An 18,057-nucleotide genomic window follows, 5' to 3' on the forward strand; every position below is an offset into this window, starting at 1 on the left:
AGGGAGCAAGCCCGTGAGTCCCTTCAATCGAGGATGGTTTTTCAACGACGGCCCCCCCTTTGACGCGCTGGTGGATTGGACGGCCGGCTGACCTGGTGACCGGCCGATCGCGAGGCACTGGGGCGTTGGGCGGATGCCTGGCTGGCCCGGCCACGATTGGCCTGGACGTTGGCCTGGGACGGTGAACGTGCGCCGGCGAACGCATTGTTACGGGCACTGCCGGTACTGGCGGCCGGCCGTTTATTCGTCGCTTGCCGCGTCTGCGCGGAGCCTTCTCTACGCTGATTCAACTGGGAACTCTGGTTCCTGGGTTGCTGATTGGCCTGCTGGGTCTCCCTCCTGGGCTGCTGATTCTCCCGGGTGTTTCTGGCCGTGCCCTGGCTTCTGTCAGCCGCCTTTGGCCTGTCTGCACCGGCCTGCAGCCGATCGCCGCCTGCGGTTGCGGACTGGAGTTTGCGCGTTTGATCACGGGCTTCGCGGTTGCTGGTGGCAGGGCGTTCGATACCGTGCTTGTCCATTGAGGTGCGAGCATTTTCACGGGCCTGGGCGCGTTGGGCATTGTCCCCGCGATAGGCTTCACGCTGATTGGCACCGTTGAGTTGGCGGCCGTACTGTGCGCGGCTCGCACTGTCTCGATAGGGCACGCCATTGCGATGCACCGGGTTGTGTTGCCATTTGTTGTTGGTGATCCGGTTGTTGCCGTTGATGTTGTTGTAGCGATTGACGTCGATGTCGACGTCGTTATTGCCCCAGTCACATTCACCCCACAACGATCCAATGATCGCCACACCGGCACCAAACGCGAGTCCGGCCATCAGGGCCTGACCAGGGTAATAGGCCGGTGGCGGAGGATAGTACGCGGGCGGCGACGCCGGGTAGGGCCAGGTGCCGTAGGTGGTTGTCGGGTTATACGTGGGGACGTACACCACCTGCGGATCGGCAGGCTGAATGATGATGGTGGAGTTGCTGGCCGGGGCCGATTCAGGGGCTGGAGCCGGTGCCGCAGTCGTGGTCGCCGGTGCCGGCGGCGCGATATTCTGGATCGTCACGTTCTGATATTGGTTGCTCTGCAGATTGCCGGCTGCCTGTGCCTGGCGACGCAAGCGCTGCGCGCTTTCCATGACACCGTCGGGCTGCGCCAGGAAGGCATCGCCCAGGCGTTGGACCCAGACGGGGTCCTGCCCCAGCAGTGCCAGAACCTGCGGGAAGGCGACCAGTGCCTGCACGCTCGGATCCCAGGGCTGGTTCGCCACCTGTTTGACCGCATCGTCACCCTTGGCGTCCGGGTGCGCTTTGGACCAGCTGACCGCCTCGCCGACTTCCCCGGGGTAGGTGGTGGCCATCAGTACCTGTGCAAACAGTGGGTCCGGGTACAGCGCAATGGGCGCCAGCATCTGATCCAGCTGTTCCTGGGTAAACACCGGATCCTTGGCCACCGGGGCGGCGGGCGTTGCAGTGGTCGCGCTTGCCGGTGCGGGGGCTGCGGCGGGTGCCGTGGCCGGTGCGGCGGCGGTCCCATCCGTACCCAGTGCCAGGCACGAAGATCCGCTCAAAAACAGTACGGCCGACAACGCGTAAAGTAATGGATTGTGCATTGCACCCTCCATGGGGTCAGGCAGGCTTGAAATGAGTGGATCAATCCCTGGCAGGTGAAGCCGACTTTGCAAGCCACAGAGCCCGGCCTCGACACCGCTTTCTAATGGTAGCAGTTGATTCAAAGGATCAAGGCTGCCTGAAAAATTGCGCCTCGATCACTGGGCGCTGGCATCGCTTTCGTGCTCTTCGGCGAATGCCATGAACACCTTCAGGTCCAGTACATCCAGCTTGATCTGGGCGATGAACGCCGAGAAGGCCAGGTTGGCGGCCAGCAGACGCAGGTCGCTGGCCCAGGCTGGAAGATAGACCGGCCCCTTGAGCCAGCCGGATTCGAACAGGGGCGCCAGGCGCACGGTGTCACCCAGGCTGAGGCGCCCTGCAAACAAATGCCCGACCAGTTCCGGCCGGTTATCGCGAATTGCGATACGCAGCAGGGTGTGGACGCCGAGCAGCCCGGTCAGGTAAGCGGCATCCTTGGTGAACGCCGAACCGCCCCGCAGGTCGGCGCCGCGGAACACCCGTTGGGTTGAGCGGAAAGATTCCTCTTCTGTCTGCCCGGCCGCCAGAAAACCTTCGAACACCTGGATGAAATCGGCACCCTCCAGTGCCTGCTGGACGGCGAGCACGCGCAGGGCCAGGCGCCGCAGGCGGTTGATGTCCATGCTGCCGGTGAACAATTCGGCCAGGGTGGCAATGCCTTCCTGGGTCTGGGTCGTGCGGGGCGCCCCCAGGCCCAGGCTTGTGAGGTTGGGCTGGCGCGCGCCGTTTTGTGCCGTGGCGACATGCACGAAGGCCTCGTGTTGCAACAGCTGATGCTTGTCCAGTTCCGAGAACAGCGCGCTGGCCCGCAGGCGAATGCGGCTCGATCCGGCGATGGCCTTGGCGGCCAGGTTCGGATCGAGCACGACCGTGATCTGCCCGACGCCGAAGAAACGGTCCAGTTCCGGTTGTATCCAGGTGGCGAACGCCTTGGCCGGGATCTCGGCCGGGCAGGGTGGAATCCGCGCACCGCCCAGCAGGGCGTCGGTGGTCTTGAGGAAGAACCGGGCCGCGTCGAGCATGCTCAGTTGCAAGCGCGTGTAATAGAAGTCCGGACGCCGGTACAGCGCTGACGAGTATTGGGTAAAGGCGGGAGTGCCAATGGCCCCCAGCATGTGTCCGGCCGTGGCATAGCTACGGGCGGTCATGGCCAGGTAATTCCCGGCCGGATGCCCCACATCGCAATGGCTGATAAAGGTTTCCAGCGCGGCGATGTCGGCGCTGTGGTCGCGGGGTTGCAACTCGACCTTGGGTAACTCGGCACGCCCGCCGCGCCATTTCGCCAGGAAGTCTTCCTCGACGCCGTCCGGCCAGGACAGGGCATCCAGCACGCGGATCTTGCGGGTCAGGCCGGGCAGGGCGGCATCGAGTTCGGACAGGGCGGCGGCGCTCATGGAGATCTCCTTGAGGGACGAAGTGGCGTTACAAAAGCTTAGTCGTCTCGCGCGGTTGTGTGTCGATCCGGGACTACTCCATGACCGCTGCCGGCTCTTCATGTGCCAGGGCTTTTGGGGTCTTGATAATCAGCAACAACGGCATGACCGCCAGTGACAGCAGCATCAGCAGCTTGAAGTCATCCACGTAGGCGATCCAGCTGGCCTGCACGTTGACCAGCGCGTCCAGGGTGGCGCGGCCGGAGGCGACCATCGGGTCCAGGTAGCTCTTGATCGACCCTGCGTCGAAGGCCCGGTTGAAGGGCGTGATGTAGGCGCCGATCTGTTCGTGGTTGGCCTGGATGTTCTGGGTGAGCAGCACGGTCACGATGGAGATCCCGACGCTGGAACCGACATTTCGCGACAGGCTGTAAAGCCCGGTGCCTTCGGCGCGCAAGGAGGCGGGCAGGGTCGCGAAGGCAACCGTGGTCAGTGGCACAAACAGCATGCCCAGGCTGGTGCCCTGGATGAAGCCGACCCAGATGACGGTCTGCATCGACACGTCAGGCGTCCAGCCGGTCATCAGCCCCATCGACAGCGCCGACAAGCCCAGGCCCGACAGCAATAAAAGACGGGTATCGACTTTGCCCAACAGTCGGCCGGCGAGGAACATGGTCAGCATCGTGCCCAGGCCACGCGGGCCCATCACCATGCCGGCGGTCAGCACCGGATAGCCCATCAGGGTTTGCAGGTAAGGGGTCATCAGCGCCAGTGAGGCCAGGTAGGTGATGCCGACGATAAAAATAAAGACGACGCTGATCGCAAAGTTACGATCCTTGAACAGCTTCGGGCTGATAAAGGGATTGTCGGTGGTGAAGGTGTGGACCAGGAACACGTACAGGGCGACAGCGGCCACGATCGCTTCGACGAGGATTTCACCGGAAGCGAACCAGCCCAGTTGTTCGCCCCGGTCCAGAAACAGTTGCAGGGCCATGATCGCCACGCTCAGCGAGCCGAAGCCGAGCCAGTCCAGGCGGGTCGAGGTGTCGGTGGTGGTTTCGCTGACGTAATAGACGATCCCGGCCAGCGCCAGCAAACCGATGGGCAAATTGATGAAGAACACCCAGCGCCAGCTGAAATTCTCGGTCAGCCAGCCGCCGAGCATCGGCCCCAGCACGGGGCCGACCATGACCGAGACGCCGAACAGAGCCATGGCGGAACCGCGTTCCTTGAGGCTGTAGATGTCCAGCAGAATGCCCTGGGACAGAGGCACCAGCGCCGCGCCCGCCAAGCCCTGCAGCAGGCGGGCGAGGATGATTTCTTCCAGCGATTGCGCCAGGCCGCAAAGGATCGACGAGATCACAAAGCCGACAATCGCCCACAGCAGCACGCGTTTGCGCCCAAAGCGCCTGGCCAGAAAGGCGGACGGCGGGGTCATGATTGCCGCGGCGACGATGTAGGACGTCAGCACCCAGTTGATCTGGTCCGAACTGGCCGAGATGCTGCCTTGCATGTAGGGCAGGGCGACATTGGCGATGGTGGTGTCGAGCGCTTGCATGATCACCGCCAGCACGACGCAAGCGGTGATCATCCCGCGATGGGCCACCGCTTCGCTCGGTGCCGGGTTATTCATGGGCCAGAGTCGGGGTAGGGGCCTTGCTCGCCAGCAGCCCCGAGAACAGGTGCGGCAGGCCACGGGCCGAGCCGGTATCGATTTCTGCCTGCACACTCATGCCGGTGCGCAGCGGCGGTTTTTCCCCGGCATCATCGATGCTGATGCGCACGGGAATCCGTTGCACGACCTTGACCCAGTTGCCCGTGGTGTTTTGCGCGGGCAGCAACGAGAAGCTCGAACCCGACGCCGGGCTGATGCTGTCGACGGTGCCGTGCCACTGCACGCCGGGGTAGCTGTCGACGCTGATATCGACGGACTGACCGGGTTTCATGTGGGTCAGTTCGGTTTCCTTCGGGGACGCCGCGACCCACAGGTGGTCGGCCGACACCAGGCTGATGCCCGACTGTGGTGGTTGCAAGTAGGAGCCGACTTGCAGCGAATCAACGTTGGTCACGACACCGTCAAACGCAGCCCTGACCACCGAGTTGTCCAGGTTGCGCTGGGCTTCGTCGACAGCGGCTTGGGCGATCAGGTACGTGGATTGTTGTTCGACGGGGGTTTCGATATTTCCGCCCAGTTGCGCCAGCACCATTTGCGCGGTGGCCCTGGCCACGGTGATTTTTTGCCGGGTGCTGTCCAGTGCATGCTTGGCATCGTCGTAGTTGGTTCTGGACACCGCAGAAACGCTGAGCAGGGTTTGCTGGCGCTGGAAGCTGGCCTGGTAGTAGGCGAGGTCGATTTGTGCCTGGTCGATTTCGGCCAGCGCTTGCTTGTAATTGGCCTGGAGATTGAGGATCTGGTTGCGCACGTTGCTCAGTTGCGCCCTGGCGCTGGCCAACGCAATCTCGAAGGGCTCCGGCTTCAGGGTGAACAGGACTTGGCCCTTGACCACCCGTTGGTTGTCTTTGACATCAACCGAGGCCACCAGGCCCGAGACATCGGTGGAGACACCGACATGATCGGCTTGAATGTAGGCATTGTCGGTGGAAATGATCTGCCCGCCCGTGACATACAGATAGCCGCCGACCACCAGCGCGATGGGTAGCAGGGCAAAGAGCGTGGTGCGCACGAGTTGCCGTCTCTCAGTCATGACGATGCTCCTGCTCTTCAACGGGAAGACTGCAAGCTTCGATCAGGTTGGACCTCATCCGCTTCATCATCTGCAGCAGCAGTTGTTCCTCCTCGGCAGAGAATCCGCGCGTGGCTTCCTGGCGAGTCACTCGGCCCATGTCACGCATGAGTTGCAGCAGCGGATGAGCCTGCTCCGTCAAAAACAGCAGGGACAGGCGTCGATCCGTGGGGTGACGACGTCGCTCGACCAAACCGCGCTCGGCCATCTTGTCCAGCAGACGCACGAGGGTGATCGACTCCAGTTCCAGTAAATCCGCGAGCCCCTTTTGATGGATGCCCTCATGGGTCGACAGCATGGCCAGCACTTGCCACTGCGAACGAGTGAGGCCGACGTGCCGCGCGCGTTGTTCAAACCGCTTGCGCATCAGCCGGGCGCTGTCATGCAGGGCAAAACCAAGGGTCAATGTGTCGGTCATGGTGAAATCTGCTGCGGATGAGTTAGCTCATCATAGTTGAGCTTGTAATTAGGTGGCTATCTATATTTGCGAAATAATTCAGGTGAATCGATTCTCTCGACGGGGCATGGCGGGTTGGCTGTGAGCGGCGCCTTTCAATACCCCGTGAACGTGCTTTTCGAGGTGCCTTACGAGCGGTAAACCCGACCTCAGAGCAGGCTCCACGACACCCCGACGTACATTGCCATGCCCTCGCCAGGGGTGGATCGCGCCGCGTCCAGCCCTTTGTCGTCGAAGCCCGGCGTGACCGTGGCGGCATAGTGTTTGTCGGTCAGGTTGCGCATGTCCAGCCAGGTCTGCCAGTCGCCCTTGGGCGCGTTGTAGCCCAGCGTGGCGCCGAATATGGCGTAGGGATCGGCGTAGTAACTGTTGGCGTAATCGACCGCCACCTTGGACACCCATTGCGTGTTGAGCGCGGCGAAAAAGCCTTGTGGCCAGTCGTAGCGCAGTTCGCCCTGGTAATAGTGCATCGGCAGGCCCGGCAGGCGGTTGTCGCCGAAGCGCTCATCGTCGCGGTAGTGGAAGTCACTGAAGGTATAGCTCTGGCGCAGGCTCAATTGGCCGACATCCTCCGGCGACCAGAGGGGGCTCAGCAGGCTGGCTTCCACGCCCTGGTGCACGGTGGGGCTGGCATTGAGCTCGTAGGGCGTGGTGGCGTTGGCGTCCGGCAACACCGACAGCAGTTCGTGGCGCACCTGGGCGTAGTACCAGGCCAGGCTCCACTGCCCCAGCGTGCTGTCCCCGCGACCGCCGATTTCCAGGGTGGTGGCGGTCTGGTTTTGCAGCGTGACCGGTTCGCGCTGGGCACCCGTGGCGACACCGCTGCCTGCGGGGAACCGGATGTTCGAGCTATAGATCAGCGACCACGGGTGCGGTGCCTCGACCGAGCGGCTGAGATTGCCGAACAGTTGCAGGTCCGGTGTCAGTTGGTAGCGCAGGCCCACGCGCGGGGCGTAGTCCCAGTCGTGCAGGCTGGTCTTGCCACCACTTTGCGGGTAGGTGACATCGCTTTCACGGCGGGTGTAGATCGCGGCGAGGCCGGTGGTCAGCCACAGGTCGTCGGCGATCTCCAGGTCATTGCCGACATGCAGGACCGTGTCCGAGCCCTGATAGGTGAAGTTGCGAATCAGCGTGCCCGGTGCGTAACCGGCGGTGTTGCCGGTGGGGATGCGCACGAACTCGCTGGCGCCGGCATTGGGCAGGTGCTTGGTCACTTGCAGGCCCAGGGTGCTTTGGCTTTGCAGACCCCAGAGCGTGTCGCGACGCTTGTAGTCGAACGTGCCGCTGACGTCCGTGTACGCCACCTTCAGGCGGTTGGGACCCTCGCTCAAGTCCATGGGATAGTCGTGGTAGACCAGGCCGGTCTGGATGCTCGAATCGTCATCGATGTAGTAGGTGGTCTTGTTGCCGATAAAGGTGCTGCCCGGCTCGTCGCGGCGGTCGTCCCGCGCCACGTAGGCCGGGTTGGCCGCCCGTGGGTCATGCTCGATGGAGTGCTTGGTCACGCGCCCCGCGAGGTCGTTGTCGGTCTGGCGGTGGCGCAGGTAGAAGCGTGTTTCCAGGTTCGGGTTGAAGTGGTAACCGAAGTTGGCGATTACCCCCTGGCTCTCGCTGGCCGTGTGGTCCTGGTAGCCGTCGGCGTTTGCGTCGGTCATGGCCACGTAGTAATCGAAGGCCCCCAGCACCTGTCCGGAGCTGACCTGGCGCTGCTGATAGCCGTGACTGCCCGTTGCGTAGCGTACCTGTAACTTCGGTGAGTCGTAGCCGGTATGGCTGACGTAATCGATGGCCCCGCCCAGGGCCAGGGCGCCCCGGTCGAAACCGTTGGCGCCGCGCAGCACTTCCACATGGTCGAGCCACAGCGGTTCCAGCAATTCATAGGGTGTGCCGCCGGGGCCGGTCAGAGGCAGACCGTCGAGCATGGCGTACAGCCCCGAGGCGTGGGCACCCGGTGCGCGGTTGATCCCCGATCCGCGGATCGAGATCTTCACCCCTTCGTTGCCCGCCGACTGGGCATAGATCCCCGGCTGGTACGCCAGCACATCCTGGTTGCTGGCCACGCGGCCCTGCAACGGGCGGCGCATGTCGACCACGTTGGTGCCGCCGGGCACCTGGGCCAGCCGGGCCCTGGCATCCTCGATCCCCTGGTCTTCGTCGCTCTGGTCCTCAGCCCCGATCAGCACTTGTCCCAGCTCCAGGCCCTGAGCCTCGGTCATGGCCGGACAAACAAGGGCCAGGCCCAGCAGCGCAGCGGGCAAGGATTTAGGCGAAGGCATTGGGAAAACTCCAGACGTCAGGAACGGGCAATGAACAGAGCGACGCAAGAAGGAACGAAGGGAGCACATGGCAATTTTGTTATTTTGCCCGCCAAGGGTTGGCGGCTATCGGTTCAGCAGAGGTGCCAGCGCGCAGCGATCTCGGCGATCTCGCCATCCTTGAAGCCATTGTCGTAGTCGCAGTCTGGTTGGCCCGCCCGATGGGCACGGGCAATAGACTTTCAGTGCCATCCGGGTCAGTCGAGTGGCAGCGATATCGTTAATCTCGTTCCTTTGTCCGGTGCGCTGTCGATCGTGAATTCCCCGCCTAGCATGCTGATGCGTTCCTTCATTCCCACCAACCCGAACGAGTTCAATTTTTTGCGATCCGTCATGCCTACGCCATTGTCTTTGATCCGCAGGTAGAGCCGGCGACCCTCCCTGGAGAGTTCGATATGCACCTGTGTCGCTTGCGCGTGCCGGGCAATATTCGACAGCGATTCCTGCACTATGCGGAACAGCGTCGTGGCGGATTTTTCATTCAGGTCGCAACGGAAATTTTCGTCTTTCGCCGACATCGTGCAATCGATCGCGCTGCGCTGCCGGAACTCTTCAAGTTGCCACTCGATCGCTGCCTGCAATCCCAGATCGAGTACGGGTGGCCGAAGATCATTGATGATACTGCGGACACTGCGGATGGCTGTATCGAGGTGATTCAGAGCATCGCTGGCCTTTTCGTTGAGCTTGGGGTGCATGGTACTGGTGCGCGCCTGCAACATGGAGACATCAATTCGCAACGCCAGCAGACTCTGTCCCAGCTCGTCATGGATGTCGCGCGCGATCCGTTTTCGCTCTTCTTCCTTGATGTGCTCCTGATAGGAGGCCAGTTCACGCAGCTGCAGCTTCGATTGCAGCAATTCCTCGGCCTGCATCGTCAGTTTGCGCTGCAGGTAGAACAGGTCGACAAACACCCGGATCTTGGCGCGAAGAACCTCGGCCACAATTGGCGAGAAGATGTAATCCACTGCGCCGGACGTATAACCGCGGAAACGCTCGGAATCCGTTTCGGCCTCCGCTGTGACGAAGATAATGGGCGTGTGGGCCGACTTCGGGCGGCCGTGAATGAGTGCAGCGGTCTCAAAACCGTCCATCACTGGCATTTTCACGTCGAGCAGAATGACGGCGAAGTCGCGCTGCAATAGCAGGCGCAGCGCCTCGCGTCCGGAAGTCGCCGTGGCAATATCGAGGCCCATGTCGGCAATCACCGCAGCGAGCGCCGTAAGCTTGGCGGGATTGTCATCCACCAGCAACACGGATGCTGGCACGCCATCAGGCGGGAGCGGGTGCCGCACCTGGGCTCTCTCTTTGAATACCGGAGGTTCCTGCTGCATATTTATGCCACTTCGGTTTGCGCTAGCGCCTCTTGGCGTTACGGCAACACCGGTAAAATCGAGCCGGCCTTGCGCACCTTGCCACCTTTGCTGTCGCGCAATCAGCGCGGTACAGCGTCATCGATAGAGCCATTTGCGCATCAGTGACAGCAGCTGGTCGGTATCCACCGGCTTGCTGACATAGTCCGATGCTCCTGCCTCGATGCACTTTTCACGGTCACCCATCATCGCCTTGGCCGTCAGCGCAATCATGGGCAGGGTTTCAAATCTCTTGAATGTACGGATCTGGCGCATGGTTTCAAAGCCATCCATCTCGGGCATCATGATGTCCATCAGCACGATGTCGGTATCGGGCTGCTGCTGCAGCAGTTCTATGGCGGTTCGGCCGTTTTCGGCCGTGGCCACCAGCATTTTGTTGCACTCAAGCACACTGGTCAGGGCAAAAATATTGCGCACGTCATCGTCGACCACCAGGGCCTTTTTACCCTCGAGGCTGTCCGAACCCTCATAGAGTTTTTCCAGCATCCTGCGCTGGGTCTGCGGCAGCCTGGCGACGACGCGGTGTAGAAACAGCGAGGTTTCGTCGAGTATGCGCTCGGGGGACTGAACTGCCTTGATGACGCCCTTGCCGAGCAGTGTCCTGAAACGCTCGTGTTCCGGCTTGGTCAGTGTCGCTGCACCATAGGCGACGATCGGCAATTCACGCAGAGCGTGGTCTTGCTGCAATGCCTCGAGAAAGCTGATGCCGGATGCGTCGGGCAGTTTGAGATTGATTGCCATGCAGTCGTAGCGTTTCTTTGCCAGTTTCTTCAAGGCTTCCACGTCGCTGGCGGTCGTTTCGATCTTCAGGTCGGTGTTGCCGAGTAGGTCGAGGATGCGGGTGCGGCTCCCGTCGTTGCCGTCGACGAGCAGCAGGCTTCTGGTCTTGCGCCGAGCGAATGCCACGATGCCGACCAGCGCATTTTGAATCTCGTCGGCTGTGACCGGCTTGAGCAGATAGTCGAAAGCACCATAGCGCAGCCCGCGTGTGTGGTCGTCAGCGGTCGAGATGATCTGGACCGGGATGTGACGCGTGGCGAAATTGCGCTTCAACTGCTCGAGCAGCGACCAGCCATCGATGTCCGTCAGGCCCGGGTCCAGGGTGATCGCGGCGGGTTTGAAGCGCTCGACAAGCTCCAGTGCATCCGCGCCACGGGTCGTGACGATAGCCCTGAACCCCTTCTGGTGCGCGGCCTCGAGCAGAATGCTGGCGAACCGGGCGTCGCCCTCGAGCATCAGCAGCACCTGGTCCCCGGGTTGGACAGACTCACGGTCGTCCGGTATCTGTGCAGACTGGCTTGACATGAGGTCGCGCTTGACTTGGCCAGGTACTGCCTCTGTCGCGGATTCGTCTAGCGTCTGACGCTGGGCGTCCGGTGTACGCAAGGGCACGTACAGCGCGAAAGTACTGCCCTTGCCGATCTCACCGGGGATCAGCCGCAGCTCACCGCCCAGCCGGTGTGCGAGCTCGCGGCTGATCGACAAGCCGAGGCCGGTGCCACCGTATTTTCGTGAGGTTCCGGTATCTGCTTGCTGGAACGCTTCGAAGATAAGCTTCTGCTTGCCGGCAGATACGCCAATGCCGGTGTCGGTGACCACGAAGGCGACCACCGCATCGGCGCGATTGAGTTCGCTGTGATCCACGCTCCACCCGGACACAGCGGGTTCGATGCTGATCTTTACGCTGCCTTGCTCAGTGAACTTGAAGGCGTTGGACAGCAGGTTCTTGACCACCTGCAGCAGGCGCTTTTCGTCGGTCCAGATGAAAGGGGGCAGGGTAGGTGCCAGTTCAATCGTGAAGGTGAGGCCCCGGCTTTCGGCGACTGGCCGGAAGGTGCGTTCGATCTGGTCGTGCAGATCGGCGAACAGCGCTTCATTCAGATCCAGTGTGACCGTACCCGACTCGATCTTGGACAGATAGAGTATCTCGTCGATCAGCTCCAGCAGGTCTTTGCCCGCGCTACGGATGGTCTTGGCATATTCGACCTGCCTGGGCGTGAGATTGTGTTCCGCGTTGTCGCTGAGCTGCCGGGCCAGGATCAGCAAGCTGTTCAATGGCGTTCTGAGCTCATGGGACATGCTGGAGAGGAATTCGGACTTGTACTTCGAAGTCAGCATCAGCTGCTCCGCCTTCTCCTCCAGCGACAGCTTGGTGATTTCGACTTCGCGGTTCTTGCGCTCGACTTCGGCTTTCTGCTCCGCCAGCAGTCCAGCCTTGTCCCCCAGTTCCTCGTTGGTCTGTCTCAATTCTTCTTGTTGCTTTTGCAACTCCTGCGCCAGCGATTGCGATTGCTTTAGCAGTTCTTCGGTACGCATATTGGCTTCGATCGTGTTGAGTACGATACCAATCGATTCAGCAAGCTGATCAAGGAAGGTTTGATGAATGATGCTGTAGCGCGTGAACGAAGCCATTTCGACGACGGCCTTGACCTTGTTCTCGAACAGGATTGGCAACACGATGATATTCAGCGGGGCGGCCGCACCCAGTCCCGATGAAATCGCGACGTAATTGGCGGGTACATCGGTCAGCAGGATGCGCCGCTTCTCGTAGGCGCATTGCCCGACCAGGCCCTCGCCGAGCCGCCACTCATCGTTGACATTGATGTTTCCCTTATACGCATAAGCGGACAGCAGTTTGAGTTTCGCAGGATCGGGCGGGCTCTCGTTCATCATGTAGAACACACCATGCTGGGCGTTGATCAGCGGAGCCAGTTCAGACAGCACCATCTTGGAGACTGCCGCCAGATCGCGCTGGCCCTGCAGCAGACGGTTGAATTTTGCGAGATTGCTCTTGAGCCAATCCTGCTCCGCGTTTTGCCGCGTGGTTTCCCGCAGGTTGCGGATCATCTCGTTGACGTTGTCCTTCAACTCCGCCACTTCACCCTTTGCTTCCACCTCCACGTAACGGGTCAGATCGCCCTTGGTCACGGCAGTCGCCACGTCGGCAATTGCGCGCACCTGATTGGTCAGGTTGGCCGCCAGACCGTTCACGTTGTCGGTCAGATCGCGCCAGGTGCCGGCAGCACCCGGCACGTTGGCCTGGCCCCCCAGCTTGCCCTCGACCCCCACTTCACGCGCCACCGAGGTCACCTGATCGGAGAACAGCGCCAGTGTATCGGTCATACCGTTGATGGTGTCGGCCAGTTCGGCGATCTCGCCCTTGGCTTCCAGCGTCAGTTTCTTCTTCATGTCGCCGTTGGCGACTGCGGTCACCACTTTCGCGATGCCTCGCACCTGGCTGGTCAGGTTGGCCGCCATGAAGTTCACGTTTTCGGTCAAATCCCTCCAGGTGCCGGACACGCCTTGCACCTGTGCCTGTCCCCCGAGCTTGCCTTCGGTGCCGACTTCGCGCGCCACCCGCGTCACTTCGGCGGCAAAGCTATTGAGCTGGTCCACCATGGTGTTGATGGTGTTCTTCAACTCCATGATTTCGCCCTTGGCTTCCACGGTAATCTTGCGCCCCAGGTCGCCTTTGGCCACCGCCGTCGTCACGTCGGCGATGTTGCGGACCTGATTGGTCAAGTTGGCGGCCATGCTGTTGACCGAGTCGGTCAAGTCTTTCCAGGTTCCACCGACGCCCGTCACCTTGGCCTGGCCACCGAGCTTGCCGTCAGTCCCCACTTCGCGAGCCATGCGCGTCACTTCGTCGGCAAAGGTCGAGAGCTGGTCCACCATTGTGTTGATGGTTTCCTTGAGTTGGAGAATTTCACCTTTCGCTTCGGCTGTGATCTTGCGTGACAGGTCGCCGTTGGCCACCGCCGTCGTCACGTCGGCAATGTTGCGCACCTGGGTGGTCAGGTTGGCCGCCATGCCGTTGACCGAATTGGTCAAGTCCTTCCAGGTACCGGACACGCCGGTCACTTCGGCCTGTCCGCCCAGTTTGCCTTCGGTACCGACTTCCAGCGCGACGCGTGTCACCTCCGAGGCGAAGCTGGAGAGCTGGTCGACCATCGTGTTGATCGTGTTTTTCAGTTCGAGAATCTCGCCCTTGGCTTCAACGGTGATTTTCTTGCCGAGGTCGCCGCGCGCCACCGCCGTCGTCACCTGTGCGAGGTTGCGCACCTGGGTGGTCAGGTTGGCCGCCATGCCGTTGACCGATTCGGTCAGGTCGCGCCAGGTGCCTGATACGCCGCGCACTTCCGCCTGACCGCCCAACTTGCCTTCGGTACCGACTTCCAGCGCCACGCGGGTCACTTCCGCTGCGAAGCTCGAGAGCTGGCCGACCATCGTGTTGATGGTGTTTTTCAGCTCGAGAATCTCACCCCTGACTTCGACGGTAATCGTCTTGCCCAGATCGCCTTTGGCCACCGCGGTTGTCACGTAAGCGATGTTGCGCATCTGGGTGGTCAGATTGGCGGCCATGTCGTTGACGGAGTCGGTCAGGTCTTTCCAGGTGCCGGACACCCCTTTGACATTGGCCTGCCCACCGAGAATCCCTTCAGTGCCGACTTCGCGCGCCACGCGGGTCACCTCGGAAGCGAAGGAGCCCAGTCGCGTCACCATGGTGTTCACGATCCTGGCGGATTTGAGGAACTGGCCCCGCAGTTTCAGGCCATCGAGTACCGGTGGTACCTGCTGGCTCAGATTACCCTCGGCAACCGAACCGATAACGCGAATCATCTCGCTCATCGGGCTGATGAGGTCGCTGGTCAGCGCATTGCTCGAGTTGACGATCTTTTGCCATGAGCCTTTCATCATCGGCAATTGGATACGCTCATCGACCTTGCCCTGCTTGCCGATCAGTCGCGCCACGCGTTCGAATTCGGTAGCGGTGTCGGCCGCCATGTCGATGATCTCGTTGAGCGTGTCGGCGATCTTGCCCGGCATGCCGGTCCAGTCTTCCGGCATTCGCGTGGTGAAGTCACCATTGCGCAACGCCTTCAGCGCTGTCAGCAACGTCTTCATGTCGAAATCTTCGATCGGTGTCGTCACTGTGGCCATGTCTATGTCCAGTCAAGATGGATGCCACGCGCAAGGCGTCATGCAGGAGCCGGCATTGCAGTATTGACCATGCTGAAAGCTGAGCGTTGGCTTACGAAATATTAGCAAGGTTGGCGCAATGCCCCGGATTCTGGGGGAATTAGTCGGGAACAGGCCGTTCCAACCGACTGCACCCGCAGTCCGAAGTAGTGAGCACTAACGGCTGAGGCAAAAAGTGCAAGTGTGCTCTGTGCCTGCTAACGTCAAACGCTGCAGCAGATTCCATGGCTTGCTGGCCACTGGTGAATGGAAAATACAGATGGTTGACCACAAAATCAGAGTCTTGCTGGTGGATGATCACAGCATCGTGCGTAGCGGCGTGCGACGCATGCTGGAGACTGCCGGCGAGATCGACGTTACGGGCGAAGCAGAGACGGCACAAGAGGCAATGCTCCTGGTCCGGGAGCAGGATTTCGACGTAGCGCTGGTAGATATTCAGCTGCCTGACAAGACCGGCCTCCAACTCCTCAAGCTCATGCGTGCAGAGAAGCCCAAACTCGCCGTTCTGATGTTGAGTATGCATTCGGTCGAGGCCTATGCGTTACGCGCAATCAAGCACGGCGCAGCGGGATACCTCACCAAAGATATTTCCGCAACCACCCTGGTTACGGCAGTTCGCAAGGTGGCCTCAGGCGGCAAGCACGTCAGTCCTGAGCTGGCAGAAAAACTGGTCAACGCTATCGGCAGAGGCGACGGGGCACCCCACGAAGCGCTATCCGACCGGGAGCTTGAAGTACTAAAGCTCCTTGCTTCAGGCGAGAGAATTGTCCGCATCGCTGAGATATTGCACTTGAGCCCGAGTACCGTCACGACGTACCGGGCACGTATCCTGGAAAAAACAGGGATGGACAGCAACGCGAAACTGGCCCGCTATGCACTCGAAAACGGCTTGTTAACTTAGAACACCCTGCCATCCGACGCAGCCGAGTCACTCGATCGTTCTTGGCATCCTCCACTCTCTGCGGCACATGCGCAGCTTCGCCCGATCCAGCCTGCTTGTAGTGGAATCACTACAAGCTCTTGGCCGATATCGCCACAAAGAAGTCCTGCTAACGTCGATAGTGGGGTTCGTTCCAATCAAGCATATTTACCTCTCGGAAAATTTTCGTCCGCTCAATGGAGTTGTCTTAGTCAACGTCTTGTACCGCCATGTCAAAAAAGCGAGGTGAAATCATGCAGGTCACCAACACAGAACCATTGACTGCATTGATGCCAGCCAGAGATTCAGGCCCTTTGCGCCTGTTTGTCGTTGAGGATTCGAACGTCGTGCCAGCGCTGCGACGCACGGTGTCGCCGCAGATCGCGGGCCTGTCACTTGCCGGGGCGTTCACCGCGCATCGACTGCCATCGCCGCCATCCGGCGTGAACCACCCGATGTCGTCTTGCTGGACGTCAACCTTGGCGACGGTAATGGCATGGAAGTATTGCGTGTGGTCGCAGCCGAGTATCCGCTGACAAAAGTCATAGTGGTCAGCGATTGTGCCGATCCGACACATTGGAAGTACTTCACAAAAGCGGGAGCCTACGCCTTCTACGACAAGAATCATGAACTTGCCATCATGCGACGCATGTTGGAGCGTTTAGCCAAGTCCCTGTTACCAGAAGATTTTTCCTGCTGGCAATCATTCCCAAATGGGAGCAGTACCCCATGGAACCAATCAGCAAAGAACACGACTTTCTAGCCGTGCTGCGGCACGTCATGTCACATGGCGTCATCACTTTGCTGGCAGTGGCCATAACGTTTGCCACGCCGGATGCCGCACGGTTCATCCTCTATGTATGGTGGCCACGCGTGGAGTTGGACTCGAATCAGCTGCTTGCGACAGAAATCGTGCTGGCCTCAACCTTGATGGTTCTGTTCCATCTGTGCAAACGCGCATGGGACACCACTGGGAGTATGACTTCGCCGCCGCCGACCTGGTCCAGCGGGATGCGACCACTGGCAACGAGACCGGGCGTGCTCCGCTAGGACTCCCCGTCCATGGCAGCCGCTTGAACCTGCTCGCCTGCTTCAGGATATGGATATGCATAAGAGCAAATTGCACGAGTCAGAAAAGACTCCGGAATCGATATTCGTAAGTTGAGCGCGGAGTGCGCGCTGCATTCATGTTGAACCAATGTTCTAACTGGAGGACATCATAATGATAGGTTATTGGTTGTGTGCGTTGCTGTGGGGTGTGGTGTTGCTGGAGGAGATCCAACTCATGCCCCTTCAAGAATGGAAAGACGAGGGTCTGAAAAAGGTTCTGTTGCTGCGCCGGACTAGAACCCGGACCGGCTACTTTATTGCGTTGATCGCGGGCGCCATGTGCCTTTATAGCGAAATCCTGGTGGCGCCGGTCGATCAGGGCATTTTCAATCCGGAGCTAATACTTGCCCTGTGTGGTGTTCTTTGGGGTGCTTATCTTTCCGTAGTCTGCATGAAGGGGAAGCGATAGATGCCTATCTCCATGACTACTGCGGGTAATTGATATTTCACTATCCTCGGCCGGCAGGGAAACTCCGCCGGTCAGGCGCTCAACTCAGCACTTGAACAGCCGCAGCCTCGCTGGCAGCGGCTTCATCCGAGGTTAGCGGACGAGTTCCAGGCGGGCGGCAATATTGATTGGGATGAGCGAAAGGATCTGAGGCGACGGAGCATAATGCCCGTGCTGTCGAGACGGATTCAACAAACTGGATTTGGTGTAGGCGGGATCTTGGTTAAACCGGCGCTGGCAGCACCTTGGGTGCTGCCAGCGAGGCTTGAGGCTGAACACTTCTGTCAGCCGGGGGACAGGCTACGCAGATCAGCTGTTGGCGTGATCGGTCGCTTTGGCTTTGCTTTCAGCGACAGCGGCTTCAGCCTTCTGTTTCTGTGCAACCTGGAAGGCTTTCATCGAGACTGTCCGGGCCGACTCCATGCGTGCGAAGGTCCGGTCACCACCACCTGTGGCCATCGCCAGAGAAGAAGCGGTCAGAGTGGCGACTACGAAGAGAACTTTCATGGATTTCATTTGGGTATCCTCAATTGAAATTTGTTAACAGTTAAAGCGGGATTCATTTGCTAGAGCAGAACTTCCTTGTTCAACCTGGATTCACCAGCCAGCCAGGGCGGCGTTGCCTGGTGTCCTGGTGCCTTGCTCCATACGCGCTTCGGTGTCTTTGTTTTTTGCCCAGGCAGTGAGCAGTACCATCATCGCGAAC

General features: G+C 60.3%; 13 protein-coding genes. 4 read left to right on the forward strand and 9 right to left on the reverse strand.

Annotated elements, in window-relative coordinates:
- Positions 1-41 precede the first annotated feature (41 nt).
- The 8 genes from AC1DVE_RS24400 to AC1DVE_RS24435 all read right to left on the reverse strand — a co-directional run bounded on the left by AC1DVE_RS24400 (position 42) and on the right by AC1DVE_RS24435 (position 14,835).
- Positions 42-1,595: a DUF3300 domain-containing protein gene (locus tag AC1DVE_RS24400; protein ID WP_223455505.1), complete on the reverse strand. Its 1,554-nt coding sequence runs from the start codon at positions 1,593-1,595 to the stop codon at positions 42-44.
- A 156-nt stretch (positions 1,596-1,751) separates the two neighbouring features.
- Positions 1,752-3,029, reverse strand: coding sequence for a flavohemoglobin expression-modulating QEGLA motif protein (locus AC1DVE_RS24405; protein WP_223455506.1), 1,278 nt, complete (start codon positions 3,027-3,029; stop codon positions 1,752-1,754).
- Positions 3,030-3,102: 73 nt separating this feature from the next.
- Positions 3,103-4,641, reverse strand: coding sequence for a DHA2 family efflux MFS transporter permease subunit (locus tag AC1DVE_RS24410; protein WP_223455507.1), 1,539 nt, complete (start codon positions 4,639-4,641; stop codon positions 3,103-3,105).
- A complete protein-coding gene (locus AC1DVE_RS24415; protein WP_223455508.1) occupies positions 4,634-5,713 on the reverse strand; it encodes an HlyD family secretion protein in 1,080 nt (359 codons plus the stop codon). Before AC1DVE_RS24415 ends, AC1DVE_RS24410 begins: the two co-directional genes overlap by 8 nt.
- The gene (locus tag AC1DVE_RS24420; protein ID WP_223455509.1) at positions 5,706-6,170 is read right to left on the reverse strand and encodes a MarR family winged helix-turn-helix transcriptional regulator; all 465 of its coding nucleotides are present in this window, start codon (positions 6,168-6,170) and stop codon (positions 5,706-5,708) included. The genes AC1DVE_RS24415 and AC1DVE_RS24420 overlap by 8 nt, the downstream gene beginning before the upstream one ends.
- Before the next feature lie 188 nt (positions 6,171-6,358).
- Positions 6,359-8,485 carry a TonB-dependent receptor family protein gene (locus AC1DVE_RS24425; RefSeq protein WP_477784265.1) on the reverse strand — a complete coding sequence of 709 codons (2,127 nt, stop codon included), beginning with the start codon at positions 8,483-8,485 and terminating at the stop codon, positions 6,359-6,361.
- A 236-nt stretch (positions 8,486-8,721) separates the two neighbouring features.
- A complete protein-coding gene (locus AC1DVE_RS24430) occupies positions 8,722-9,855 on the reverse strand; it encodes an ATP-binding response regulator (protein WP_477784266.1) in 1,134 nt (377 codons plus the stop codon).
- Between the two features lie 117 nt (positions 9,856-9,972).
- Positions 9,973-14,835 (reverse strand): HAMP domain-containing protein, encoded by a 4,863-nt coding sequence (locus AC1DVE_RS24435; RefSeq protein WP_477784267.1) that lies wholly within the window; start codon positions 14,833-14,835, stop codon positions 9,973-9,975.
- Positions 14,836-15,064: 229 nt separating this feature from the next.
- Between AC1DVE_RS24435 and AC1DVE_RS24440 the strand changes: the two genes are divergently transcribed.
- From AC1DVE_RS24440 to AC1DVE_RS24455, 4 genes are all read left to right on the forward strand, one after another.
- A complete protein-coding gene (locus AC1DVE_RS24440; protein WP_223542906.1) occupies positions 15,065-15,775 on the forward strand; it encodes a response regulator transcription factor in 711 nt (236 codons plus the stop codon).
- Between the two features lie 454 nt (positions 15,776-16,229).
- Positions 16,230-16,556 carry a response regulator gene (locus AC1DVE_RS24445; RefSeq protein WP_317848720.1) on the forward strand — a complete coding sequence of 109 codons (327 nt, stop codon included), beginning with the start codon at positions 16,230-16,232 and terminating at the stop codon, positions 16,554-16,556.
- A complete protein-coding gene (locus AC1DVE_RS24450) occupies positions 16,523-16,843 on the forward strand; it encodes a hypothetical protein (RefSeq protein WP_477784268.1) in 321 nt (106 codons plus the stop codon). The genes AC1DVE_RS24445 and AC1DVE_RS24450 overlap by 34 nt, the downstream gene beginning before the upstream one ends.
- A gap of 169 nt (positions 16,844-17,012) precedes the next feature.
- Complete coding sequence (locus tag AC1DVE_RS24455) at positions 17,013-17,312, forward strand: hypothetical protein (protein ID WP_317848721.1); 300 nt, start codon at positions 17,013-17,015, stop codon at positions 17,310-17,312.
- Positions 17,313-17,660: 348 nt separating this feature from the next.
- Here the strand turns inward: AC1DVE_RS24455 and AC1DVE_RS24460 are convergent, their stop codons facing one another.
- On the reverse strand, positions 17,661-17,867 hold the full coding sequence (locus AC1DVE_RS24460) for a co-regulatory protein PtrA N-terminal domain-containing protein (protein WP_223455516.1): 207 nt from the start codon (positions 17,865-17,867) through the stop codon (positions 17,661-17,663).
- Between the last annotated feature and the right edge of the window lie 190 nt (positions 17,868-18,057).

It is taken from the genome of Pseudomonas sp. P4_B4, assembly GCF_056402255.1.